The sequence below is a fragment of the Stenotrophomonas sp. GSD10 genome, from assembly GCF_056172695.1.
Genome location: NZ_JAOCMC010000002.1, coordinates 1,851,781 through 1,868,401, shown reverse-complemented (window position 1 = coordinate 1,868,401; position 16,621 = coordinate 1,851,781). Strand labels below are relative to the sequence as shown.

General features: G+C 65.7%; 16 protein-coding genes and 2 pseudogenes. 7 read left to right on the top strand and 11 right to left on the bottom strand.

What is annotated here, in order from left to right; all coding sequences use genetic code 11:
- The first annotated feature begins 35 nt into the window (after positions 1-35).
- Positions 36-968 (top strand): DNA-binding protein, encoded by a 933-nt coding sequence (locus N4G47_RS08875; protein ID WP_475286524.1) that lies wholly within the window; start codon positions 36-38, stop codon positions 966-968.
- An 857-nt stretch (positions 969-1,825) separates the two neighbouring features.
- Here N4G47_RS08875 and N4G47_RS08870 read toward each other — a convergent pair.
- The 3 genes from N4G47_RS08870 to N4G47_RS08860 all read right to left on the bottom strand — a co-directional run bounded on the left by N4G47_RS08870 (position 1,826) and on the right by N4G47_RS08860 (position 3,432).
- Positions 1,826-2,305 carry an N-acetyltransferase family protein gene (locus tag N4G47_RS08870; protein ID WP_475286522.1) on the bottom strand — a complete coding sequence of 160 codons (480 nt, stop codon included), beginning with the start codon at positions 2,303-2,305 and terminating at the stop codon, positions 1,826-1,828.
- 78 nt (positions 2,306-2,383) lie between these two features.
- Positions 2,384-2,671 carry a hypothetical protein gene (locus N4G47_RS08865; protein ID WP_475286520.1) on the bottom strand — a complete coding sequence of 96 codons (288 nt, stop codon included), beginning with the start codon at positions 2,669-2,671 and terminating at the stop codon, positions 2,384-2,386.
- Entirely contained in the window at positions 2,668-3,432 is a 765-nt protein-coding gene (locus N4G47_RS08860; RefSeq protein ID WP_475286518.1) for a hypothetical protein, read from the bottom strand. Before N4G47_RS08860 ends, N4G47_RS08865 begins: the two co-directional genes overlap by 4 nt.
- 182 nt (positions 3,433-3,614) lie before the next feature.
- Between N4G47_RS08860 and N4G47_RS08855 the strand changes: the two genes are divergently transcribed.
- The 5 genes and pseudogenes from N4G47_RS08855 (at position 3,615) to N4G47_RS08835 (ending at position 7,222) form a co-directional block, all read left to right on the top strand.
- Positions 3,615-4,097 (top strand): GNAT family N-acetyltransferase, encoded by a 483-nt coding sequence (locus N4G47_RS08855; protein WP_475286517.1) that lies wholly within the window; start codon positions 3,615-3,617, stop codon positions 4,095-4,097.
- A gap of 86 nt (positions 4,098-4,183) precedes the next feature.
- Positions 4,184-4,891: a response regulator gene (locus tag N4G47_RS08850; RefSeq protein ID WP_475286515.1), complete on the top strand. Its 708-nt coding sequence runs from the start codon at positions 4,184-4,186 to the stop codon at positions 4,889-4,891.
- 29 nt (positions 4,892-4,920) lie between these two features.
- Positions 4,921-5,751: a type 2 periplasmic-binding domain-containing protein gene (locus tag N4G47_RS08845; RefSeq protein ID WP_475286511.1), complete on the top strand. Its 831-nt coding sequence runs from the start codon at positions 4,921-4,923 to the stop codon at positions 5,749-5,751.
- An 89-nt stretch (positions 5,752-5,840) separates the two neighbouring features.
- Positions 5,841-5,957 (top strand): annotated as a pseudogene (locus N4G47_RS08840) (hypothetical protein); the annotation flags it as partial.
- A gap of 89 nt (positions 5,958-6,046) precedes the next feature.
- Positions 6,047-7,222: an ATP-binding protein gene (locus tag N4G47_RS08835; protein ID WP_475286509.1), complete on the top strand. Its 1,176-nt coding sequence runs from the start codon at positions 6,047-6,049 to the stop codon at positions 7,220-7,222.
- Here the strand turns inward: N4G47_RS08835 and N4G47_RS08830 are convergent, their stop codons facing one another.
- From N4G47_RS08830 to N4G47_RS08815, 4 genes and pseudogenes are all read right to left on the bottom strand, one after another.
- Positions 7,223-7,978 carry a SapC family protein gene (locus N4G47_RS08830; RefSeq protein ID WP_475286508.1) on the bottom strand — a complete coding sequence of 252 codons (756 nt, stop codon included), beginning with the start codon at positions 7,976-7,978 and terminating at the stop codon, positions 7,223-7,225.
- 110 nt (positions 7,979-8,088) lie between these two features.
- On the bottom strand, positions 8,089-8,361 hold the full coding sequence (locus N4G47_RS08825; protein ID WP_005409616.1) for a hypothetical protein: 273 nt from the start codon (positions 8,359-8,361) through the stop codon (positions 8,089-8,091).
- Positions 8,362-8,561: 200 nt separating this feature from the next.
- A pseudogene (fusA, locus tag N4G47_RS08820) lies at positions 8,562-10,597 on the bottom strand (elongation factor G).
- Positions 10,598-11,014: 417 nt separating this feature from the next.
- Positions 11,015-11,725 carry a hypothetical protein gene (locus N4G47_RS08815; protein ID WP_475286506.1) on the bottom strand — a complete coding sequence of 237 codons (711 nt, stop codon included), beginning with the start codon at positions 11,723-11,725 and terminating at the stop codon, positions 11,015-11,017.
- A gap of 192 nt (positions 11,726-11,917) precedes the next feature.
- Between N4G47_RS08815 and N4G47_RS08810 the strand changes: the two genes are divergently transcribed.
- The gene (locus N4G47_RS08810; protein ID WP_475286504.1) at positions 11,918-12,184 is read left to right on the top strand and encodes a CD225/dispanin family protein; all 267 of its coding nucleotides are present in this window, start codon (positions 11,918-11,920) and stop codon (positions 12,182-12,184) included.
- Positions 12,185-12,227: 43 nt separating this feature from the next.
- Here the strand turns inward: N4G47_RS08810 and N4G47_RS08805 are convergent, their stop codons facing one another.
- The 4 genes from N4G47_RS08805 to N4G47_RS08790 are packed head-to-tail and all read right to left on the bottom strand — an operon-like array spanning position 12,228 to position 16,500.
- Positions 12,228-12,989: a heme ABC transporter ATP-binding protein gene (locus tag N4G47_RS08805; RefSeq protein WP_475286502.1), complete on the bottom strand. Its 762-nt coding sequence runs from the start codon at positions 12,987-12,989 to the stop codon at positions 12,228-12,230.
- Positions 12,986-14,029 carry a FecCD family ABC transporter permease gene (locus N4G47_RS08800; protein WP_475286500.1) on the bottom strand — a complete coding sequence of 348 codons (1,044 nt, stop codon included), beginning with the start codon at positions 14,027-14,029 and terminating at the stop codon, positions 12,986-12,988. The genes N4G47_RS08805 and N4G47_RS08800 overlap by 4 nt, the downstream gene beginning before the upstream one ends.
- On the bottom strand, positions 14,026-15,072 hold the full coding sequence (locus tag N4G47_RS08795; protein WP_475286498.1) for a heme/hemin ABC transporter substrate-binding protein: 1,047 nt from the start codon (positions 15,070-15,072) through the stop codon (positions 14,026-14,028). Before N4G47_RS08795 ends, N4G47_RS08800 begins: the two co-directional genes overlap by 4 nt.
- A 51-nt stretch (positions 15,073-15,123) precedes the next feature.
- The gene (locus N4G47_RS08790) at positions 15,124-16,500 is read right to left on the bottom strand and encodes a YncE family protein (RefSeq protein ID WP_475286496.1); all 1,377 of its coding nucleotides are present in this window, start codon (positions 16,498-16,500) and stop codon (positions 15,124-15,126) included.
- Between the last annotated feature and the right edge of the window lie 121 nt (positions 16,501-16,621).

Sequence of the window (16,621 nt, the reverse complement as noted above, 5' to 3'; positions counted from 1 at the left end):
ACCAGTAGAGCAGGCGCCAGTACAGGAGACTTCGCATGGCCCGCGGCATCACTGAATCTGACGTCCATACCGCCGCAGACGAGCTAGTGGGCAAGGGCGAGCGCCCAACCGTCGAGCGGATCCGGGCTCACCTAGGGACAGGCTCGCCGAACACGGTGACCCGCTGGCTAGAGACATGGTGGAACCGACTTGGCACGCGCCTGCAGCCAGCGCGTCCGGACGTGGAAGATGCGCCAGCGGTGTTGACAGAACTCGCCGGGCAATGGTGGGAGTTGGCGCTGACGCATGCCCAGAAGGCCGCCCGTCGAGAGCTTGCATCGTCCGAGCAGGCCCTGGCTGCCGAGCGTGAAGCGCTGGAGGCCAGTTCCCGACTTGCGGCTGAAGAGCTGGCGCAACTGCGTGCAGAGCGTGACGTTGCAATCACCGGAGAGAGAGTTGCAACGACCCAAGCTGCAGAGCTACAGCGATTGGTTGACCATCTCCGCCTGCAGATGTCAGAGCTTTTAGAGCAACGGGATGTCGAGCTTCGGAGAGCCGATCGAAATGAAGAATCGAGACAGCAACTCGACGCCAGGCTTCGTGAGGCGCTAGAAACGGCGAAATCTGAGCGAGAAGACTGGGCCGAGTACGTCAGATCTGTCGAGAATCGGGCACTGAGCGATGTTGATAGAGCGCGCCAAGAAGCGAAAGAACTCCAGGCGCAACTCAACAACATGGCCGAACATCATAGGGCGATTGAGAGACAGTTGCGCCAGGATCTCCACGCCGCCCAAACCGCGGTAGCGGCGGCGAGCAAAGTCGCGGACATCCTGCGCGGACGGAGTGACGCCTTGGAGCAACAACTTTCGAGCCTGCGAGATTTGCCGGCGCAGCTCAAATCGGCCTTCAAGCGGAGCCAAGGAGTGGAATCACCACCTAAGACTCGCTCAAGGCGACAAAGTCCGAAATCTGAGTCAGTGTCAAAGTAGCGCCCTAAGTAAGCAGCATCCAGTCAGACCGAGTGATCGAGGAGAGCTGCTCACTAACTGCCTGAAGCAGACGATCACGATAGGCACAACGGCAAGAGACGCAGGGCTACTGCGAACAGCGCGGGAGTCAGCCAGAACCGACGCCCGTCTGCTTAGGATCGCGCCTCTTGGCGCCTCAAAATTCCCAATGAAATCAACAAAGGCGCGATCCAAAGCAAAAGGGCACGAATTGGAAAAGCTGACACCTGAGCTGAAATTGAGGGAGCGGCAGCGGTCTCCCATGGCTGGAACACGGGAGCAGCCTTCCTAAAGGCCTCTAGGTTGTGCCGACCCATGGGCAAAGAGACATCATCCGCAAGCCAGGAATCTCTACGTCACGTCATCCGCGAGTCAATAAGTTCTGCATTGGACAGCAACGAGTCGACACTTCCTGCAATGATTCTTTATGCACTGAAATTGTCTCCCTCAAAAGCTGAAATCTTTGCAATGGCAACCTGAAAATTTCTGCGATGAACACACATTGGAGGGGCCGGCATCGGAACCCGGCCCACACCCGGCCAACCGCCGTTCTGGGCGAATTCTGAGGATTTCGACAAGGTAGATACGCCGGATTTTAGCGTGGCGGATTCCGTGGATCCCCGAAACCGAGCGTGCGGCCAAGTCTGTGCGAGCCTCGGCCATCATCAGCCATGCTGCAAGCTCATCCTTGTCGGGGGAGCCAGCAGGGAGGCAAGAGCCAAGCCAGAGCCTCAGCCATTGCCACGCGGAGCCAACAAAGGCCCAGAATCGACGCATACGACATTTCGCATAATGTATATTATGTTCCAGGCAGCGCAGGCGCCCGACCCAACTCCGCTCTACAGGAACCGGTGCATCACATATACATCCACCAAGCCCAGCGCCCGATGTCGGAACGCCTGCGGCAACGTCCCCATCACTTCAAACCCCAGCTTCCGGTACAGCACAACCGCCGGCACATTGGTACTCACCACGTAATTGAATTGCATGGCGAGAAATCCATCTGACCTGGCTTGTTCCAGGCTGTGCTCAACCAATGCCCGGCCAACGCCGCGACCCTGTGACAAGGGGTCCACCACATAGGTCGCGCTGGCCACGTGGGCACCCAGATCAGGAACGTTGGCCCCGATCTTGTACAGGCCAACGATCCGGCCGTCCTGCACAGCCACGTACGGGGTCTGCGCCTGGAACCAGTGGCTGCGAAACGTCTCAGCCTCGAAGGTCTCCGCAAATGGCAGCGCATCCCCGGCAGCTATCACGGCCTTGAAGATGGCCCACATGGCCTCGAAGTCGCTCTGCCTGGCAACACGGATCTCCATGCCGCTCCCGCTGGAATCTGGCGCAATCGCCGGCATGGACACTAGCAGAATGGAGCCTGGCGCCCTTCAGCGCCCCCGTCACTGGATGAGATCAGCGTTCTCGTACAAGGGCTCAAGGTCAGTCAGCGTGATCTTTCCCTGGCAAAGAAGAATCAACGAGAAGTACAGATAGCAGAACAGGAACGTCCAGGTGGCGGCCGTGACCGAGTTGGCCGAGGCCGAAAGACTGTTCAGTCGAGACGCGACGTTTCCGTGTGCCGCATTGTTGCGGCTGGCGTAGAGAAGCGGCCGAACCAGGAACGACAGCCAGTGCTCCTCGCTCTTGAAGGTTCCCGCCACGCCGCCATTGGTGATGCTGGGATTCAACGCCTCCTGCCGGAGCAGAATACTGGCCTGGTGGACAATCCCCTTGCCTTCTTGCTGTCCTGGATTCCGAAGTTGAGTTCCGTGCCGCAGGCCGACTCCGTGATCGTGCACAGGCTGGCAAACTTCCCACCCAGCAAGTTCTCGATCTTGGCGTGAACCTTGCCAAACTCCTTCTTGAACGACGCATACGACGCGGGAACGAGGATCTTCCTGATAGCCGCATTGGGCGGCACCTTGTTCGCATTGTGGTCATCAACCGCGATGCCACGAAGGATGTACTGCGCAATGAAATGGAAGTTTCTGTCGTGCGCGTTTTTCAGGTACTTCTTGATCAGATCCCGGATCGAGATGCCTTGTGCGGGCGCCCCTGCAGGCGATGAGATCGGCACCATCAAATTCAGCCGCGCTGCGACTTCCTCCAGGGAGAAGTCGATGGACATCTTGTCCGTCAGCTTTTCTGAAGCAGCGTTCTGCGGGCTGGCCAGGAACAGATCGTTGTACGAATTGTTGGTGGCCGACCAGAGCGAGTTGAAGGCAAGATCCGGCCTTCGCGGCAGTTGCCAATAGGCATCCAGAAGACTGGTGGCGGCAACGTACGGAATGGCCGCAGGGGTCGCCCATGACGCCGGGTTCAGCCTCCGGAAGCGTGCATGCCACGCAAACCGAGGATGACCGATCGGCAGCATCTGCTTTTCATGCCGGGCAGCCGAGTAGCCCGTGACCAGCTCTGCGAGAATTTCCAGCCTTGTTTTCTGCGGCATGTGCGCTCTGACGTCCGGTGTCTGAAGAAGGATGCGGCAACATGACCACCAAACAGCAGCATGCGCCCAGACCGGTATCGGCCGCCGTCATCCCATCTTGAGCGCGAGCCAACCCGCCTCTACCCCTACCCCCGGTCAGCGGCATGCCCGAGAATCTCCGGGATCCCATCAAGGCATTCTCAATGAGCGACCTCGACGTCCGCCCGATCCTGCCGCACGACATCGATGTGATCTGCCGGCACCGCGAGGCGATGTTCCGTGAAAGCGGCCGCAGCGAAGAAGTGCTGCAGCAGATGGCGGCGCCCTTCCGGACGTGGCTCGAGCCACGGCTGGCCACGGGCGACTACTTCGGCTATGTCCTTGCCGAACACGGCACCTCCATCGCAGGCATTGGCCTGATGCTGATCGACTGGCCACCCCACCCCGCGCACCCGCAGCAGGACCGCCGCGGCTACGTCCTGAACGTGTATGTGGAACCACCCTATCGCCGCCGCGGCATCGCCCGCAGGCTGATGGCGCTGGCCGACGCCGCGTTCGCCGAGCGCGGTGTCGACTACGCGGTGCTGCACGCCACCGCACAAGGCCAGCCCTTGTATGCCGACCTTGGATGGGCCGCAACCAGCGAGATGGCGCGCACCCTGCACACTGGCAGCGCAGCGCCTTGACCTGGAGAAGGCGCGATTGATGCGATAAATCGGAGTCCTGGCGCCCAATATTCAGGGCCAATCGATTTCTAGGAATAGTCGCAAAAGTGCATCGGTTTCGATGTTCGACGCGACAGCGGCGCCAGAATGGTCACCACGCCTGCGGGCGCCGATCACCTCCTGCGCATGAATGGATTTCCTGCACCGCGCCCCTGCAACTGGCGCTTCTGGATGACCACGAAATCGTCCGCCGCGGCACCGCCCTCCATCTTGCCGGCGACCGCCGCTTCACCATCGTCGCCAGCCATACCCACAGCGACGATCTCATCAACAGCCTGCCGTACGCCCGGGTGGATGTGGCCATCATCGACCTCACCCTGGCCCCGGGCGACCGCGACGGCGCCGAGCTGGTGGCGCTGCTGCGCGAGCAGTTCCCTCGCATGCCGCTGCTGGCATTCGCAACGCACCTACCCACCACCAATCTCAATCACCTGATCGGCACGGGACTGAGTGGCTTTGTCAGCAAGGCCGAGCCACTCCACGCTCTCTCCGACGCAATCCTGCGTGTTGCGCAGGGCTTGACCCGCGTGCCGCCGGATTTCACCCTGGCCATCGGGCGCAACGAGCTCAGCCGCAACGAGCGCGAGGTCCTGGATCTACTGCTGGAGGGATTCACCCTGTCCGAGATCGCCCTGCGTCGCCATCGCAGCATCAAGACCGTCAGCACGCAGAAGATCGCCGCGTTACGCAAGCTTGGCCTGCGCAGCGACATTGAAGTCTACGCCATGCGTGAACAACTGCTGGAGCTGCGGTGAGACGCGGCAGCGCACTTCGCCAGCCTGCGTTGATTGCACTGCTGCTGACGCTGCTTCTATTGCCCTGCGCGGCGGCCGAGGATGCCACGCTGCAACACTGGCCTCCGAACGGCCATGTCCGGGTGGCCATGCCGCCGTCCCTGCGCCCGATGCCGGCCGCACTGGCTGACAACACGTCTCCGGCAACCCTTGCCCATGGCTATGCGGAGATCGTGTCCCGGCATACCCGCCTGGTGTTTGAAGAGATCCCCTACCCCAGCATCGAGGCTTCAATCCGCGCCGTCTGCCGGAACGATGCTGAACTGGTGATGGTGTTCGGCGGCGCCAAGCACCGTGCGCTCCCCTGCCCTGACCTGATCGCGTCCGGCGCGTTTCCCGGCGGGGCCACGCTGCTGGCCGCACGCTCGGGCACCCGGCTGCCACGCGACGTGCACGAACTGCACGGACGTACGATCGCGGTAGTTCGGGGAGGACCCTTTGCCGGCTGGCTGGCCGCACATCATCCGCAGATTCAGCTGCGGCATTTCCCGGATCGGCACGCCACCCTGGCAGCCGTTGCGGCGGGCCTCGCCGACGTCGCCATCGGCCTGGAAAGCACGCTGCGACCGATGGTCCGTCGTCACTTCAATGGCAGCCTGCAACTGCAGTCTCTCGAAAGTGACTTTTCCTCCGACCTGCATCTACTGGTGCGTCGCCAGAACGAGGTCCTGCTGCGACGGATCGACAAGGCCGTGCGCGACATCACACTGGACGAGCATGCCGGCCTGCTGCATCTGTGGGCCGAGCAGGCGCTGCCAGCCCCTTCGGTGAGGCGTTGCGCTGGGCGCGGCAACCGCCTGCGCTTGCCTGGGTGGCGCTGATACCCCTGCTGGCCGCCCTGCCCTTGTTGTGGCGCCTTCGCCATCGCCTGCGCTCAGGCAGCGATCGGCTGGGCGCACGCGCGGCAGGCATGATCAGCCACGAGATGCGCAATGCAGCCCAGGCCATGCTCGCTGCGATCGAGCTGCTGGCACAGTCGCCGTTACGCCGTGGGCAAGGTGAGCTGGTTGGCGTTGCCAAGGCCGCCGGCCATTCCCTTCGCGCTTTGCTGAATCGAGCACTGGATTTTTCGCGACTGGCCGCCGGCACGTTCACCCCCAGCCCCGGCCCTGCGATGTGCTGGGCCTGTGCCAGCAGGTGCTGGATGCCATTGACCCTCAGGCTCGCCGCAAAGGACTGCGCCTGCAGTTCGCGGCGCCTGCGTCGCCCTCGCCCAGCGTGCTGGTCGACCCGGACGCGCTGCGCCAGATCGCCAGCAACCTGCTGATCAATGCCGTGAAGTTCAGTGACGCCGGCAGCGTCGAGCTACGCCTGGATCTGGTGCCGCCTGCGCGGCCGCGCGAACTGCTGCTGGAGGTCATCGACAGCGGGATCGGCATTGCGCCCGAGACGTTGAAAGCGCTGTTCCGCCCCTTCCACCAGGGTGCCGGCGGCAGGCGCCGCGGCGGCAGCGGACTGGGGCTGGCCATCTGCCGCGAGCTGGCCCGCGCGATGGGAGGCGAACTGACCGTGCACAGCGTGCTCGGCAAAGGCAGCCGATTCATCCTGCGCCTGCCGGTGCGCGCCATCAGGGCAACCACCGATCCGGCACCGGCTCGCGCTGCGGCAGCGCCACTGGCGGGGCTGGCGTTGTTGCTGGCGGAGGATCACCCACTGAACCGGCGCGTGGTTGCCGAACAGCTGCGACAGCTGGGCGCCGAAGTGTGCGCGGTGGCTGACGCCACCGAAGCGCTGGCCGAACAGGCGCGCCACCCTCGCAGCGTGATGCTGCTTGATATCGAGCTTCGCGGCATGGATGGCCATGCGCTGGCAGCTGAACTGCGACGGCAGTCGGACGCGCCGTTGCGGCTGATCGCACTGTCGGCGCGCACCGGACGCAGGCATCTTGAACGCTGCAGGGCGTCAGGTTTCGATGCCGTGCTGACCAAACCGCTGCGGCCGGCGCAGCTGCTGCAGGCGCTGGAACTGCACGCACCGCAGGGAATCGCACCCAACGAAGCAACCGCCGCAACCGACAGCCTGCTGGCTGCCTATCTGAGCGACATGGGCAGCGAACTGGGGAATATTGAAGGCTGCCTGCGCGATCACAACGCGCCCGCACTGCGCCACCATGCACATCGACTGCAAGGGACCTTGCAGATGCTCGGCGCCCACGAGCAGGCCGCACTGGCGGCCGCACTCTGGGATCTGGGGCAGCGTGCCACGCCGGACTGGAGCGCGGCGCGGCAGCTGCTTGAACGCCTGCGGGATTGGCAGGGCGCCCGCACCGCGGACGCCCTGCCATCGCCGTGATCAGGCGGCCAGGCGCTCGACCTGGCGGCGGGTCAGGTCGTTGAAGCGACCCAGCGACATCAGGTGCTGGTGAATCAGCGCCATCCAGCCGCTGCGGTGCCACTCGACCACGGTCGCTTCCGGCAGCGCGACGAACTTCTCGACGTCCACCACCAGGAAGCCATTGAGGTTGAACTCACGGCCATCGGGGGTACGCACGGTAGCGTTGCGCTCGACCAGCAGGCCGTTGTCGACCAGAGCCTTGGAGAAGGCCAGGGTCTGCTCGTGTTCACGGGTGAACTGGCCGCAGAATTCCAGCGCCTGCTGCACCATTTCGGTGGCCTTGCCGTCGGCGAACAGCGGCTGCCCTTCCTCGCCACCCTTCACCACGCGCGGGCTGTCTTCGTCGATGCCCAGCAGGAAGTCATTGTCCGCGCCGGTATCGATGAAGATGAAGGGATGGCGGCGCAGGTAGGCCGGGATGTAGGTCTCGTCTTCCCACAGGCCGTCCTTGATGAACAGGTTCTGGTCGGACACGCCCACGGCGGCCATCGGCACCGCGCCCGGGCCGGCAAACAGGATCGGGAAGTGATGCAGGGCCAGCGCGAACTCGCCCAGCACCAGCGGAATGGCGTTGTTGCCGGCGGCGAACTCGAGGCGGCCCGGCAGGATGCGCAGGTCGGCGTGGAGATCGGCCTGCAGCGGCACCGGACGGGAATAGAACAGGGGTGCGCCGTTCGGCGCCGCTTCGGTGGTGGTGTCGCTGGTGGTGGTCATCTTGGGAACCGTTCGATCATGCGCGCCTGCCATCCCGGGCACGCCAGCGGGAACAACCTGAATCCCGCATTATCAACAAGCACGATGACAACGGCCACCCCACCGGCGCACTATTTCAGCTGCAGGGGATAGCGCTGCCACAGCACATGGACCAGGAAACCGGCCAGCTCGGTATCGCGGGCACTGACGGCGGCACGGATCTTGTCCAGCAGCACCATGTCGCTGCACGAGCGCACGTCGGCGTGATTGGCCTGCCCGGCCCTGCGCGCACGGTAGCGCGCGGCGCGCTGCGCATCGCTCATCGCGTACCCGAACTTGGGCGGACGACCGCGCTTGCGCGGCAGGGTCAGCTCAAGGGTTCCGGGGTCTTTGTCATCACGCATGGGCGGGGTGCGGGCGGCGGCGAGCAACGGGGGTGCGCAATTTATCGTGAGGCATCACTTTAATCCAGCTTTTTCTGTGGCTTTGTTGCGATGCAGTGCAAAAAATTTCGTGCGCCGCGCCGAAACCATCCACGCATGGCGGGATGCGGAACCCATACCAACACAAAAAGGGAGCCCGCGAACGGGCTCCCTCACCTTCTTCATGCGGCGCGCACCGGCTCGTAGCCGTGCAGGTGTGCCTCACTACTGGCCCGGCCCTGGCTGAGCGAGCGCAGCGATGTGGTGTAGCCCACCATCTGCGCCAATGGCGCAAAGCCGCTGACTTCGGCGCGACCGTCCTGGTCATCGATGCGGGCAATGCGGCCGTGGCGACGGTTGAGGTCGCCCACCACATCCCCACCGACGCCGACGGCGAATGCACCGTCACCGCCATCACCGGCTCCAGCAGCTGTGTGCCACCCTCGGCCAGCGCCGCCTTGACCGCCTCGGCGCCAGCGCGATGGAACGCCATCTCCGAGGAGTCCTTGGCATGGGTCTGGCCATCGACAAGACTGACCTCGATACCGACCACCGGATGCCCTTGCGGGCCTTCGGACAGCGCGGCACGCACGCCCTTCTCCACCGCAGCGATGAAGCCGCGCGGCACCACGCCACCGACGATGCGGTCGTTGAACACCACCTGGTCGTCCTCGCGCGGCGCCACGTCCAGCACTACGTGCGCAAACTGGCCCTGGCCGCCGGTCTGCTTCACCAGCCGCCCGACGACGCCGGTCATCGCACGCAACGGCGTCTCCTGGTAGGCCACGCGCGGCGAACCCACGCCCACCTCGACCTTCCATTCGCTGCGCAGGCGCTCGACCATCACTTCCAGGTGCAGCTCACCCATGCCCCAGGCCAGCGTCTCACCCGTATCGCGATCGGTTTCGACGCGGAACGACGGGTCTTCCTGGGCCAGGCTGGCCAGCCCCTGCGCCATGCGGATCAGGTCGGCCGCACGCGCCGGCTCCAGCCGCCACGCCAGTACCGGCACCTGTGCCTGGATGTTCTCCAGGCGCAGCGGCTGGCTTCGGCTGCTCAGCGTCTCGCCACTGACCGCATCCTTCCAGCCCAGCACTGCGACGATGTCGCCGGCGACCGCCTGCTCGATGTCGTGGGTCTGGTCGGCCTGCACCCGCACCAGGCGGCTGACACGCCGCCCCTGTGGATGCTGCGAACTGGCCAACGCGTCACCGGCCTTCAAGGTGCCCGAATACAGCCGCACGAAGCTGAGGGCGCCGTGCTGCTGGTGGGTGATCTTGAACAGCAGGCCGGCCAACGGACCGTCCGGGTCCGGCGGCAGCGACATGTCGCCGTGGTCTGATTCGGCGGTGACCGCAGGCCGATCCAGCGGCGACGGCAGGTAATCGACCACCGCGTCCAGCAGCGTTTCGATGCCCTTGTCCTTGAAGGCCGCCCCTGCCAGCACCGGCACACCAGCGCCGGCCAGGGTCGCCCGGCGGATCGCCGCGCGCAGCAGTTCGGCGTCGATCACCCGACCTTCCAGCCAGGCATCGGCCAGCACGTCATCGTGGTCGGCCACCGCCTCGACCAGCGCATCGCGGCGCGACTGCCACTGCGCACGTGCGGCGGCATCCCACGCTGCAACCGTGGCCGCCGCGCCGTCCCGCCAGTGCAGCACGCGCTCATCGACCAGATCGACCCAGCCGTTGAAGCTGCTTTCGCTGCCCAGCGGCACGCCCAGCGCCCACGGCCGCGCCTGCAGCTTGTCCTGCAGCTGCTCCAGCACGCGCTCGAAGGAGGCGCCAACGCGGTCCATCTTGTTGACGAAGGCGATCAGCGGCACGCGATGGCGTCGCGCCTGGCGCCACACCGTTTCCGACTGCGGCTGCACGCCGTCCACGGCCGAGAACACGGCCACGGCACCGTCCAGCACGCGCAGGGATCGCTCCACTTCAATGGCGAAGTCGATATGGCCGGGCGTGTCGATCAGGGTCAGCCGATGCGGCGGCAGATCGCGCGGCGCCCATTGCGCCTGCACGGCAGCCGCACCGATGGTGATGCCACGCTCGCGCTCGATCGCCGAGAAGTCGGTGGTCGCGTTGCCGTCGTGCACTTCGCCGACGCGATGGATTTCGCCGCTTTTCCACAGCAGGCGTTCGGTCAACGTGGTCTTGCCGGCGTCGATGTGGGCAATGATGCCGAGGTTGCGACGGCGGGAAAGGATCTGGGTGTTCATGGAGAGATTCCTGCAAAGCCAACTTCAGGGGCCGCGCACCCCGGTTGGCGACAGGGTGCGCGGCTAGCGTTCGGTCTCGGCGATCTGGTGCATGGCACGTTCTCCTTGCGGTACATCGGGTTGCGGGAAATGGAACTGCGGAAACGAAAAGAGCGCCCCGGAGGGCGCTCTGTCGAAGGTCCAGCGATGGCCGTTTCAGCGGCCTCGTGGGGCTCCAGGCAGAGACGCCCGTTCCGCGCTTGCGCGGGTCAGGGTGAAAAACTTCAGGAGCGGCATCCGGTTCATGGGGCGCATTCTAGACCTGCCAATCTGGCGCACAAGTGAATATTGCGCACATGAATGGAACGATGCGGGTACGGGTCGGGATCGGGGTCGGATCCCTTTGCCAGAGCAAAGGGCTCTGACCCCTGCCATGCCTTACTTGCAGCGGTGCAGCTTGCGCGCCTCGGCCACCGTCGCCGCCTGATCGTCCGCCATCGGCAGCCAGCCCTTCAACGACATCGCCGGGTCCACCTGTGCCTGGCGTGGGCCACCCTGGATCAGCACCTCGGTCCAGCTGCCCACCGGCGCCAGTTCGGACAACCGCGCGGCCTGGTCGTCCTCGGTACTGAACATGTCATCGGGGCTGGCCGGCGGCGTGGTGTTCACGGTTTCCGTCTTCCGCGCGCGCACCCGCAGCGTGCCATCCGGCAAGCGCTGGGTGGTCACTTCATGGCGCTCGACACCGTACGCCCAGCTGCTTTCGCCGACGCTGCGGGTCTCGCTGCCATCATCCGCCACGGCCACCTCCTCGCCCGCCGGCCCGATCACGCCTGCCACAGCCCCCAGGCCCGACATCAGCGCCTGATAGACGATCATCTGCCGCTGCTCGGTGGTCAGCGCACCGGCCTCCAGTTTGGCAGCAGGAATCTTCAGGTATGCCGCCTCCTTGCACAGCACCAGCACCTGCTGGTCGTCCCAGCTCACCGACATTTCCTCGTTGGCGAAGTACTGCGTCCTGATCGAGGTGACACCAGCGCCCTCGGCAGTGGCATGCCGGGTCTCGATCAGCGAGGCGTTCTCGGCCGCGTGGGTCAGCGAAACCGTAGAGGTGGAGGCCGCATCGGCGGCGGTCGTCGAGACGAGCATTGCAGCGAACAACACACTACGCGAAGCATTACGAATCACTGCATCAGTCCATTGAAAAGTTTGGATCGCTGCATGATAGCCCGACAGGGTGCGACGGCCCCGCCTGCTTCCAGGCGTCTTTCGTAGTTCTTGTATTCCGAAGGCGTCAGGAGGAAGCGAACATGCGTCCCACCCGTACCTGTGGAAGCTTCCATGAACACTCCGACGACACAGCCCCCGAATGACCCCAAACGCCTCGCATGGGCCTCGCTTCTGCTGGGCAACTGGCTGCTCGGAATCGTTGCCATCGTGTACGCAAACAAGGCCGAAGTGCTCCACCTGTCTGGCCAGATTGATTCCAGCCTGGCCGCCGCGCGCAGATCCCGGGGCTGGGCGTACGCCTCGTTTGCCCTGCTGTGGATCCCGTTCGCCATCATCGTTGTTGCCGGCGTGTACCTGCACTACACGGGCGCGATGTAGATTTCCCACTCACGCCCTTCGTCGTTGCCCCGGCAGGTCCAGACTAGGTCACCACCACCAGCGGCACCCCGCGCCTGGGGTGCTCCAGCACCACCACGTCCTGCTGGTAGACGCGTTGCAGGTTCTCTTCGGTCAGCACCTGCAATGGCGTGCCATCGGCCGCCACCCTGCCCTGCTCCAGCAGCACGATGCGATCGGCATAACCGGCCGCCAGATTCAGGTCGTGCAGCACCACGATCACGCACGCACCGGCCTCGGCGCAGGCACGCACGCTGCGCAGCGTGCGCTCCTGGTGGCGCAGGTCGAGCGCGGCGGTCGGCTCGTCCAGCAGCAACAGCGGCGTATCCTGCGCCAGCACACGGGCGAACGTGGTGCGAGCCGATTCGCCACCGGACAGCTGCTGCACTTCGCGCAGGCGCAATGCCTGCAGTTCAGCGGCATCGATCGCCGCCTCCACCTGGGCATCGTCGACGACCGGGTCCGGCGGATGCGGCAAGCGCCCCATTGCCACCACCTCTTCCACGCTGAAGGCAAAACGCACGCCGTGTTCCTGCGGCATCACCGCGCGCTCGCGCGCCAGCGGCCCGGCCTTGTAGCTGTTCAATGGCTTGCCCAGCAGACTCACTTCGCCCGCATCGGCACGCAGATCGCCGGCCGCGACGGCCAGCAACGTGGATTTGCCTGCGCCGTTCGGACCCACCAGCGCCGTTACCGTGCCGGGCTCGAACGCCAGCGAGATGCCATGCAGGATCTCGCGCTGCTGGCGGCGCACCACCACTTCGTGCAGCTTCAACAGCACGCTCATGGTGCCGCCTTGCGGCGCTGCTGCAGCACCAGCCAGAGGAAGAACGGCGCACCCAGCGCGGCGGAGAACAGGCCCAGCGGAATCTCCGCGGGCGGATCCAGCGTGCGCGCTGCGGTATCGGCCACCACGATCAGCAATGCCCCAAGCAGGCCGGACAGCGGCAGCAGCCAACGATGGCCGGGGCCAACCAGCAGGCGCGCCACGTGCGGCACCACCAGGCCGACAAAGCTGATCGAACCGGCGAACGCCACCGCCGCACCCACCAGCAGCGCACTGAAGGCCACCAGGCGGCGTCGCGTGCGGGTCACATCCAGGCCGAGGTGCTGCGCCTGGCGCTCACCCAGCGCCAGCATGTCCAGCGGCGTTGCCAACCGTTGCAGCGCCAGCACACCGATGGCAAACAGCGGCACCACGGCGGCCACGTCGGCCCAGTTGGCACGTGCCAGCGAGCCCATCTGCCAGAACACCAGCGACTGCAGTTCGCTTTCGCTGGCGATATAGGTGAGGAAACCGATCAGCGCCGAACAGAACGCCGCCATCGCGATGCCGACCAGCAGCAGCGTCGCATTGCCACTGCCCTTGCCCGGCCGCGCCAGCGCATAGGTCAGGCCGATGGCCAAGGCGCCACCGACGAAGGCGGCTACCGGCACCAGCCAACCGGCGGCACCGGCCGCGCCGAGCACGATGGCGGCCACCGCACCCAGCGCCGCACCCTGGCTGACACCGACGATGCCCGGATCAGCCAGTGGATTGCCGAACAGGCCCTGCAGACTGGCACCGGCCATGGCCAGCGCGGCACCGACCATCGCGCCCAGCAACGCGCGCGGAATGCGCAGCTGCCAGACCACGGCAAGATCGCGAGTGCTGACCGCCTGAGGATCGACCAGGCCCAGTTTCACCCCCAGCGCCTGCATCACTTCCAGCGGTGGCAGCCGCAGCGGGCCCACGGCGAACGACGCCAGCACCGCCCCCAGCAGTGCCAGCAATGCCACCATCACCATCATCCGCCCGCGACGGCGGCGCCGATCCGCTGGACTCATGCCTTGGGCATCGCCGCGAAGGCCTTGGCCAGCGCCAGCGCACCGGCACCGGAGCCGACGCTGGTGTACTTCAGCTGCACATCCGGCATCACCCAGACCCGGTTGGCCAGCCCGGCCGGGGTCTGCTTCAGCGTCGGGTACGACTTCCACAGGCCGTCGGCACCGCCGAACAGCTGCAGGTCATGCTCGGTCACCAGGATCACCTCCGGTGCCGCGGCGACCACGCCTTCATTGCTCAGCTGCGAGTAGTTCTTCACCCCCGCTTCGGTACCGATGTTGACCCCGCCGGCCAGCGCGATCAGCTGCGCCGAGGCGCTGTCGGCGCCAGCCACGGTCGGTGCACCACCGGCACCGGTGGCCGAGACATGGATCACGCGCGGCGCATGGCCCAGGCCCTTGCCCAGTGCCGCTGCCTCGTCCAGCTGGCGCTGCACCTGGGTGGCCAACGCCTGCCCGGCCTCGGCCAGGCCGAGCGCGGCGGCGACCTTGCGCACCTTGTCCGGCGCCGGCTGCAGATCGTCGATGACCACCGCCGGCTCGCCCACTTCGCGCAGCTTCTTGGCAAGCTCGGTGTGGCGGCGCAGGCTGTTGCCGAGGAACAGCGAGCCCTTCAGGCTCAGCACGCCTTCCACGCCGGTGGTGCGGTTGAACAGGAACTGGTGCGGCGCGGCCAGACCGGCCTGGGTGGTGGTGTTGGTCGGCGCGGCAAAGACCTGCTTGCCCAGCCCCAGCGCCTCGATCACCGCGATGACATCGTCGCCGCCGGCAATGATGCGGCTGGTGTCGGCCACCTCGACGTCGGCGCCATCATCGGAATGCACCTTGGCCGGCAGCACGGCCGCCTGGTCCTGCACCGCCGGCATCTCGGCGCCGGCCACGCGCTGCCAGCCTGCCGGCAGCGCGCTTTCCGCAGTCGACGCTGCGGCCGAAGGTTCGACGGGTTTGGCGGCATCGGACGGCGCCGAAGTGCCACCACAGGCGGTCAGTGCCAGCGAAACAGCCAACGGAAGCGCGCACAGGCGCAGGCAGGACGCGATGTTCATGGGTCTTCTCCTTGCTGGCAGGGCGACGCCTACGCCGCCCTGCCCGGTGACTTACTGCTTCGGGGTGATGCGGGTGATGCGGTCACCCTTCGGGTCTTCGGCGCCACGCGACTTGTTCACCGCGAACACGTTGCCCTTGCCATCGGCACGGACGTGGTTCGGCAGCGTGCCGCCATCGAGATTGGCGACCACCTTGCCATCGCCGTTGACCACGGTGACGGTGCCGGCGCCGCGGTTGCTGACGTAGGCCAGGCCGGAGGCATCATCGAAGGCAACGTTCAGCGCCCCGGCACCCACCGGCACATCGTGCAGCACCTTGCCGGCGGCCACATCGACGATCAGCAGGTTGTCGGTGCCCTGCGAGGCCACGTACAGGCGGTTGCGCGCCGCGTCGAAGGCCACGCCTGAGGCGCTGATCGAATTGCCCAGGTCGATGACCTTGTCGACCTTGCCGCTGGCCACATCGATCACTGCCGCTTCCGGGGTGCCGATGCTGACGGTGAACAGCTTGCCGCCCTTCTCGTCCAGCACCAGGCTCATCGGGGTGAACTTGCCTTCATCGACGCCGGACTCCAGCGTGATCTGCGGAAGCTCCTTGAGCGTCTTCGCGTCGAACACCGACAGGTGGTCCTCACCCGTGGCCGAGGCGAACACCTTGCCGTGGGTGCCATCGACCACCACGTCGCGCGCATGCGGCACGGCATCGACCGGGAACTGGTGGACCAGCGACAGGTCCTTCTGGCGATAGACCGCGATCGAGTTCTGGCGGGTATTGGTCACCCACACATTGCCGTTGGTGTCATCCACGCCCACGCCGTAGACCGCGTACACCGCACCGTTGCTGCCGCCCGGCACCTGCGCCGGGGTGATCGCCTTGGTGACCTTCAGCGTCTTCGGGTCCAGCTTCAGCAGCTGCGACTGGGTGACCGGCGGACGGCCCACGGCCGAGGTCACGAATACCGCATTGCTGGCGGCGCTGTAGGCGGACTGGTACAGCCCCGGCACCAGCTTGTTGGACTGGGTGGCGAACTGCGCCTGGCCGGACAGCGGCAGCTGCGGCGACACGCGCAGCTTCAGCACCGTTGCCGCCGCCGGCTGGCTGGCACGCACCACCACCGGGTGGGTGCCGGGCACGGCATCGGTCGGGATGCTCAGCTGGGTCTTGAAGTTGCCATCGGCATCGACCACCACCGGCTGCGCGTTGAGCACGCTGTCGCCACGCAGCAGGCTGACCTTCTGGCCCGGCACGAAGCCACGACCGATCACGTCGGCGGTGCTGCCGGGAACCACATTCTCACCACGCGAGACAACCTCGCCCTTGAAGGTGGCATTGGCCGGCTGGTCGAACACCGGCTGCGCGGTGACGGTGACGGCCAGCAGCAGGCCGGCGGCGAGAGAGGTGAGACGGAGAGACGGACGGAACGACATGGAAGGCTCCTTGCACACGTAGGCCGCGCCACGTGGCGCGGGATTCATCGGTTGCCTGGGCCGCTGCACGCCGGCAGCCTCGCCTGGGTAGTGGGGTCGCACGGCGATGCGTGCGTACGGA

Bases quoted from the DNA above. Each gene is read 5' to 3' on its own strand.
- N4G47_RS08875 (WP_475286524.1), top strand. From the start codon at position 36: ATGGCCCGCGGCATCACTGAATCTGACGTCCATACCGCCGCAGACGAG.
- N4G47_RS08870 (WP_475286522.1), bottom strand. From the start codon at position 2,305: ATGGAGATCCGTGTTGCCAGGCAGAGCGACTTCGAGGCCATGTGGGCC.
- N4G47_RS08860 (WP_475286518.1), bottom strand. From the start codon at position 3,432: ATGCCGCAGAAAACAAGGCTGGAAATTCTCGCAGAGCTGGTCACGGGC.
- N4G47_RS08855 (WP_475286517.1), top strand. From the start codon at position 3,615: ATGAGCGACCTCGACGTCCGCCCGATCCTGCCGCACGACATCGATGTG.
- N4G47_RS08830 (WP_475286508.1), bottom strand. From the start codon at position 7,978: ATGACCACCACCAGCGACACCACCACCGAAGCGGCGCCGAACGGCGCA.
- N4G47_RS08825 (WP_005409616.1), bottom strand. From the start codon at position 8,361: ATGCGTGATGACAAAGACCCCGGAACCCTTGAGCTGACCCTGCCGCGC.
- N4G47_RS08815 (WP_475286506.1), bottom strand. From the start codon at position 11,725: ATGCTCGTCTCGACGACCGCCGCCGATGCGGCCTCCACCTCTACGGTT.
- N4G47_RS08810 (WP_475286504.1), top strand. From the start codon at position 11,918: ATGAACACTCCGACGACACAGCCCCCGAATGACCCCAAACGCCTCGCA.
- N4G47_RS08805 (WP_475286502.1), bottom strand. From the start codon at position 12,989: ATGAGCGTGCTGTTGAAGCTGCACGAAGTGGTGGTGCGCCGCCAGCAG.
- N4G47_RS08800 (WP_475286500.1), bottom strand. From the start codon at position 14,029: ATGAGTCCAGCGGATCGGCGCCGCCGTCGCGGGCGGATGATGGTGATG.
- N4G47_RS08795 (WP_475286498.1), bottom strand. From the start codon at position 15,072: ATGAACATCGCGTCCTGCCTGCGCCTGTGCGCGCTTCCGTTGGCTGTT.
- N4G47_RS08790 (WP_475286496.1), bottom strand. From the start codon at position 16,500: ATGTCGTTCCGTCCGTCTCTCCGTCTCACCTCTCTCGCCGCCGGCCTG.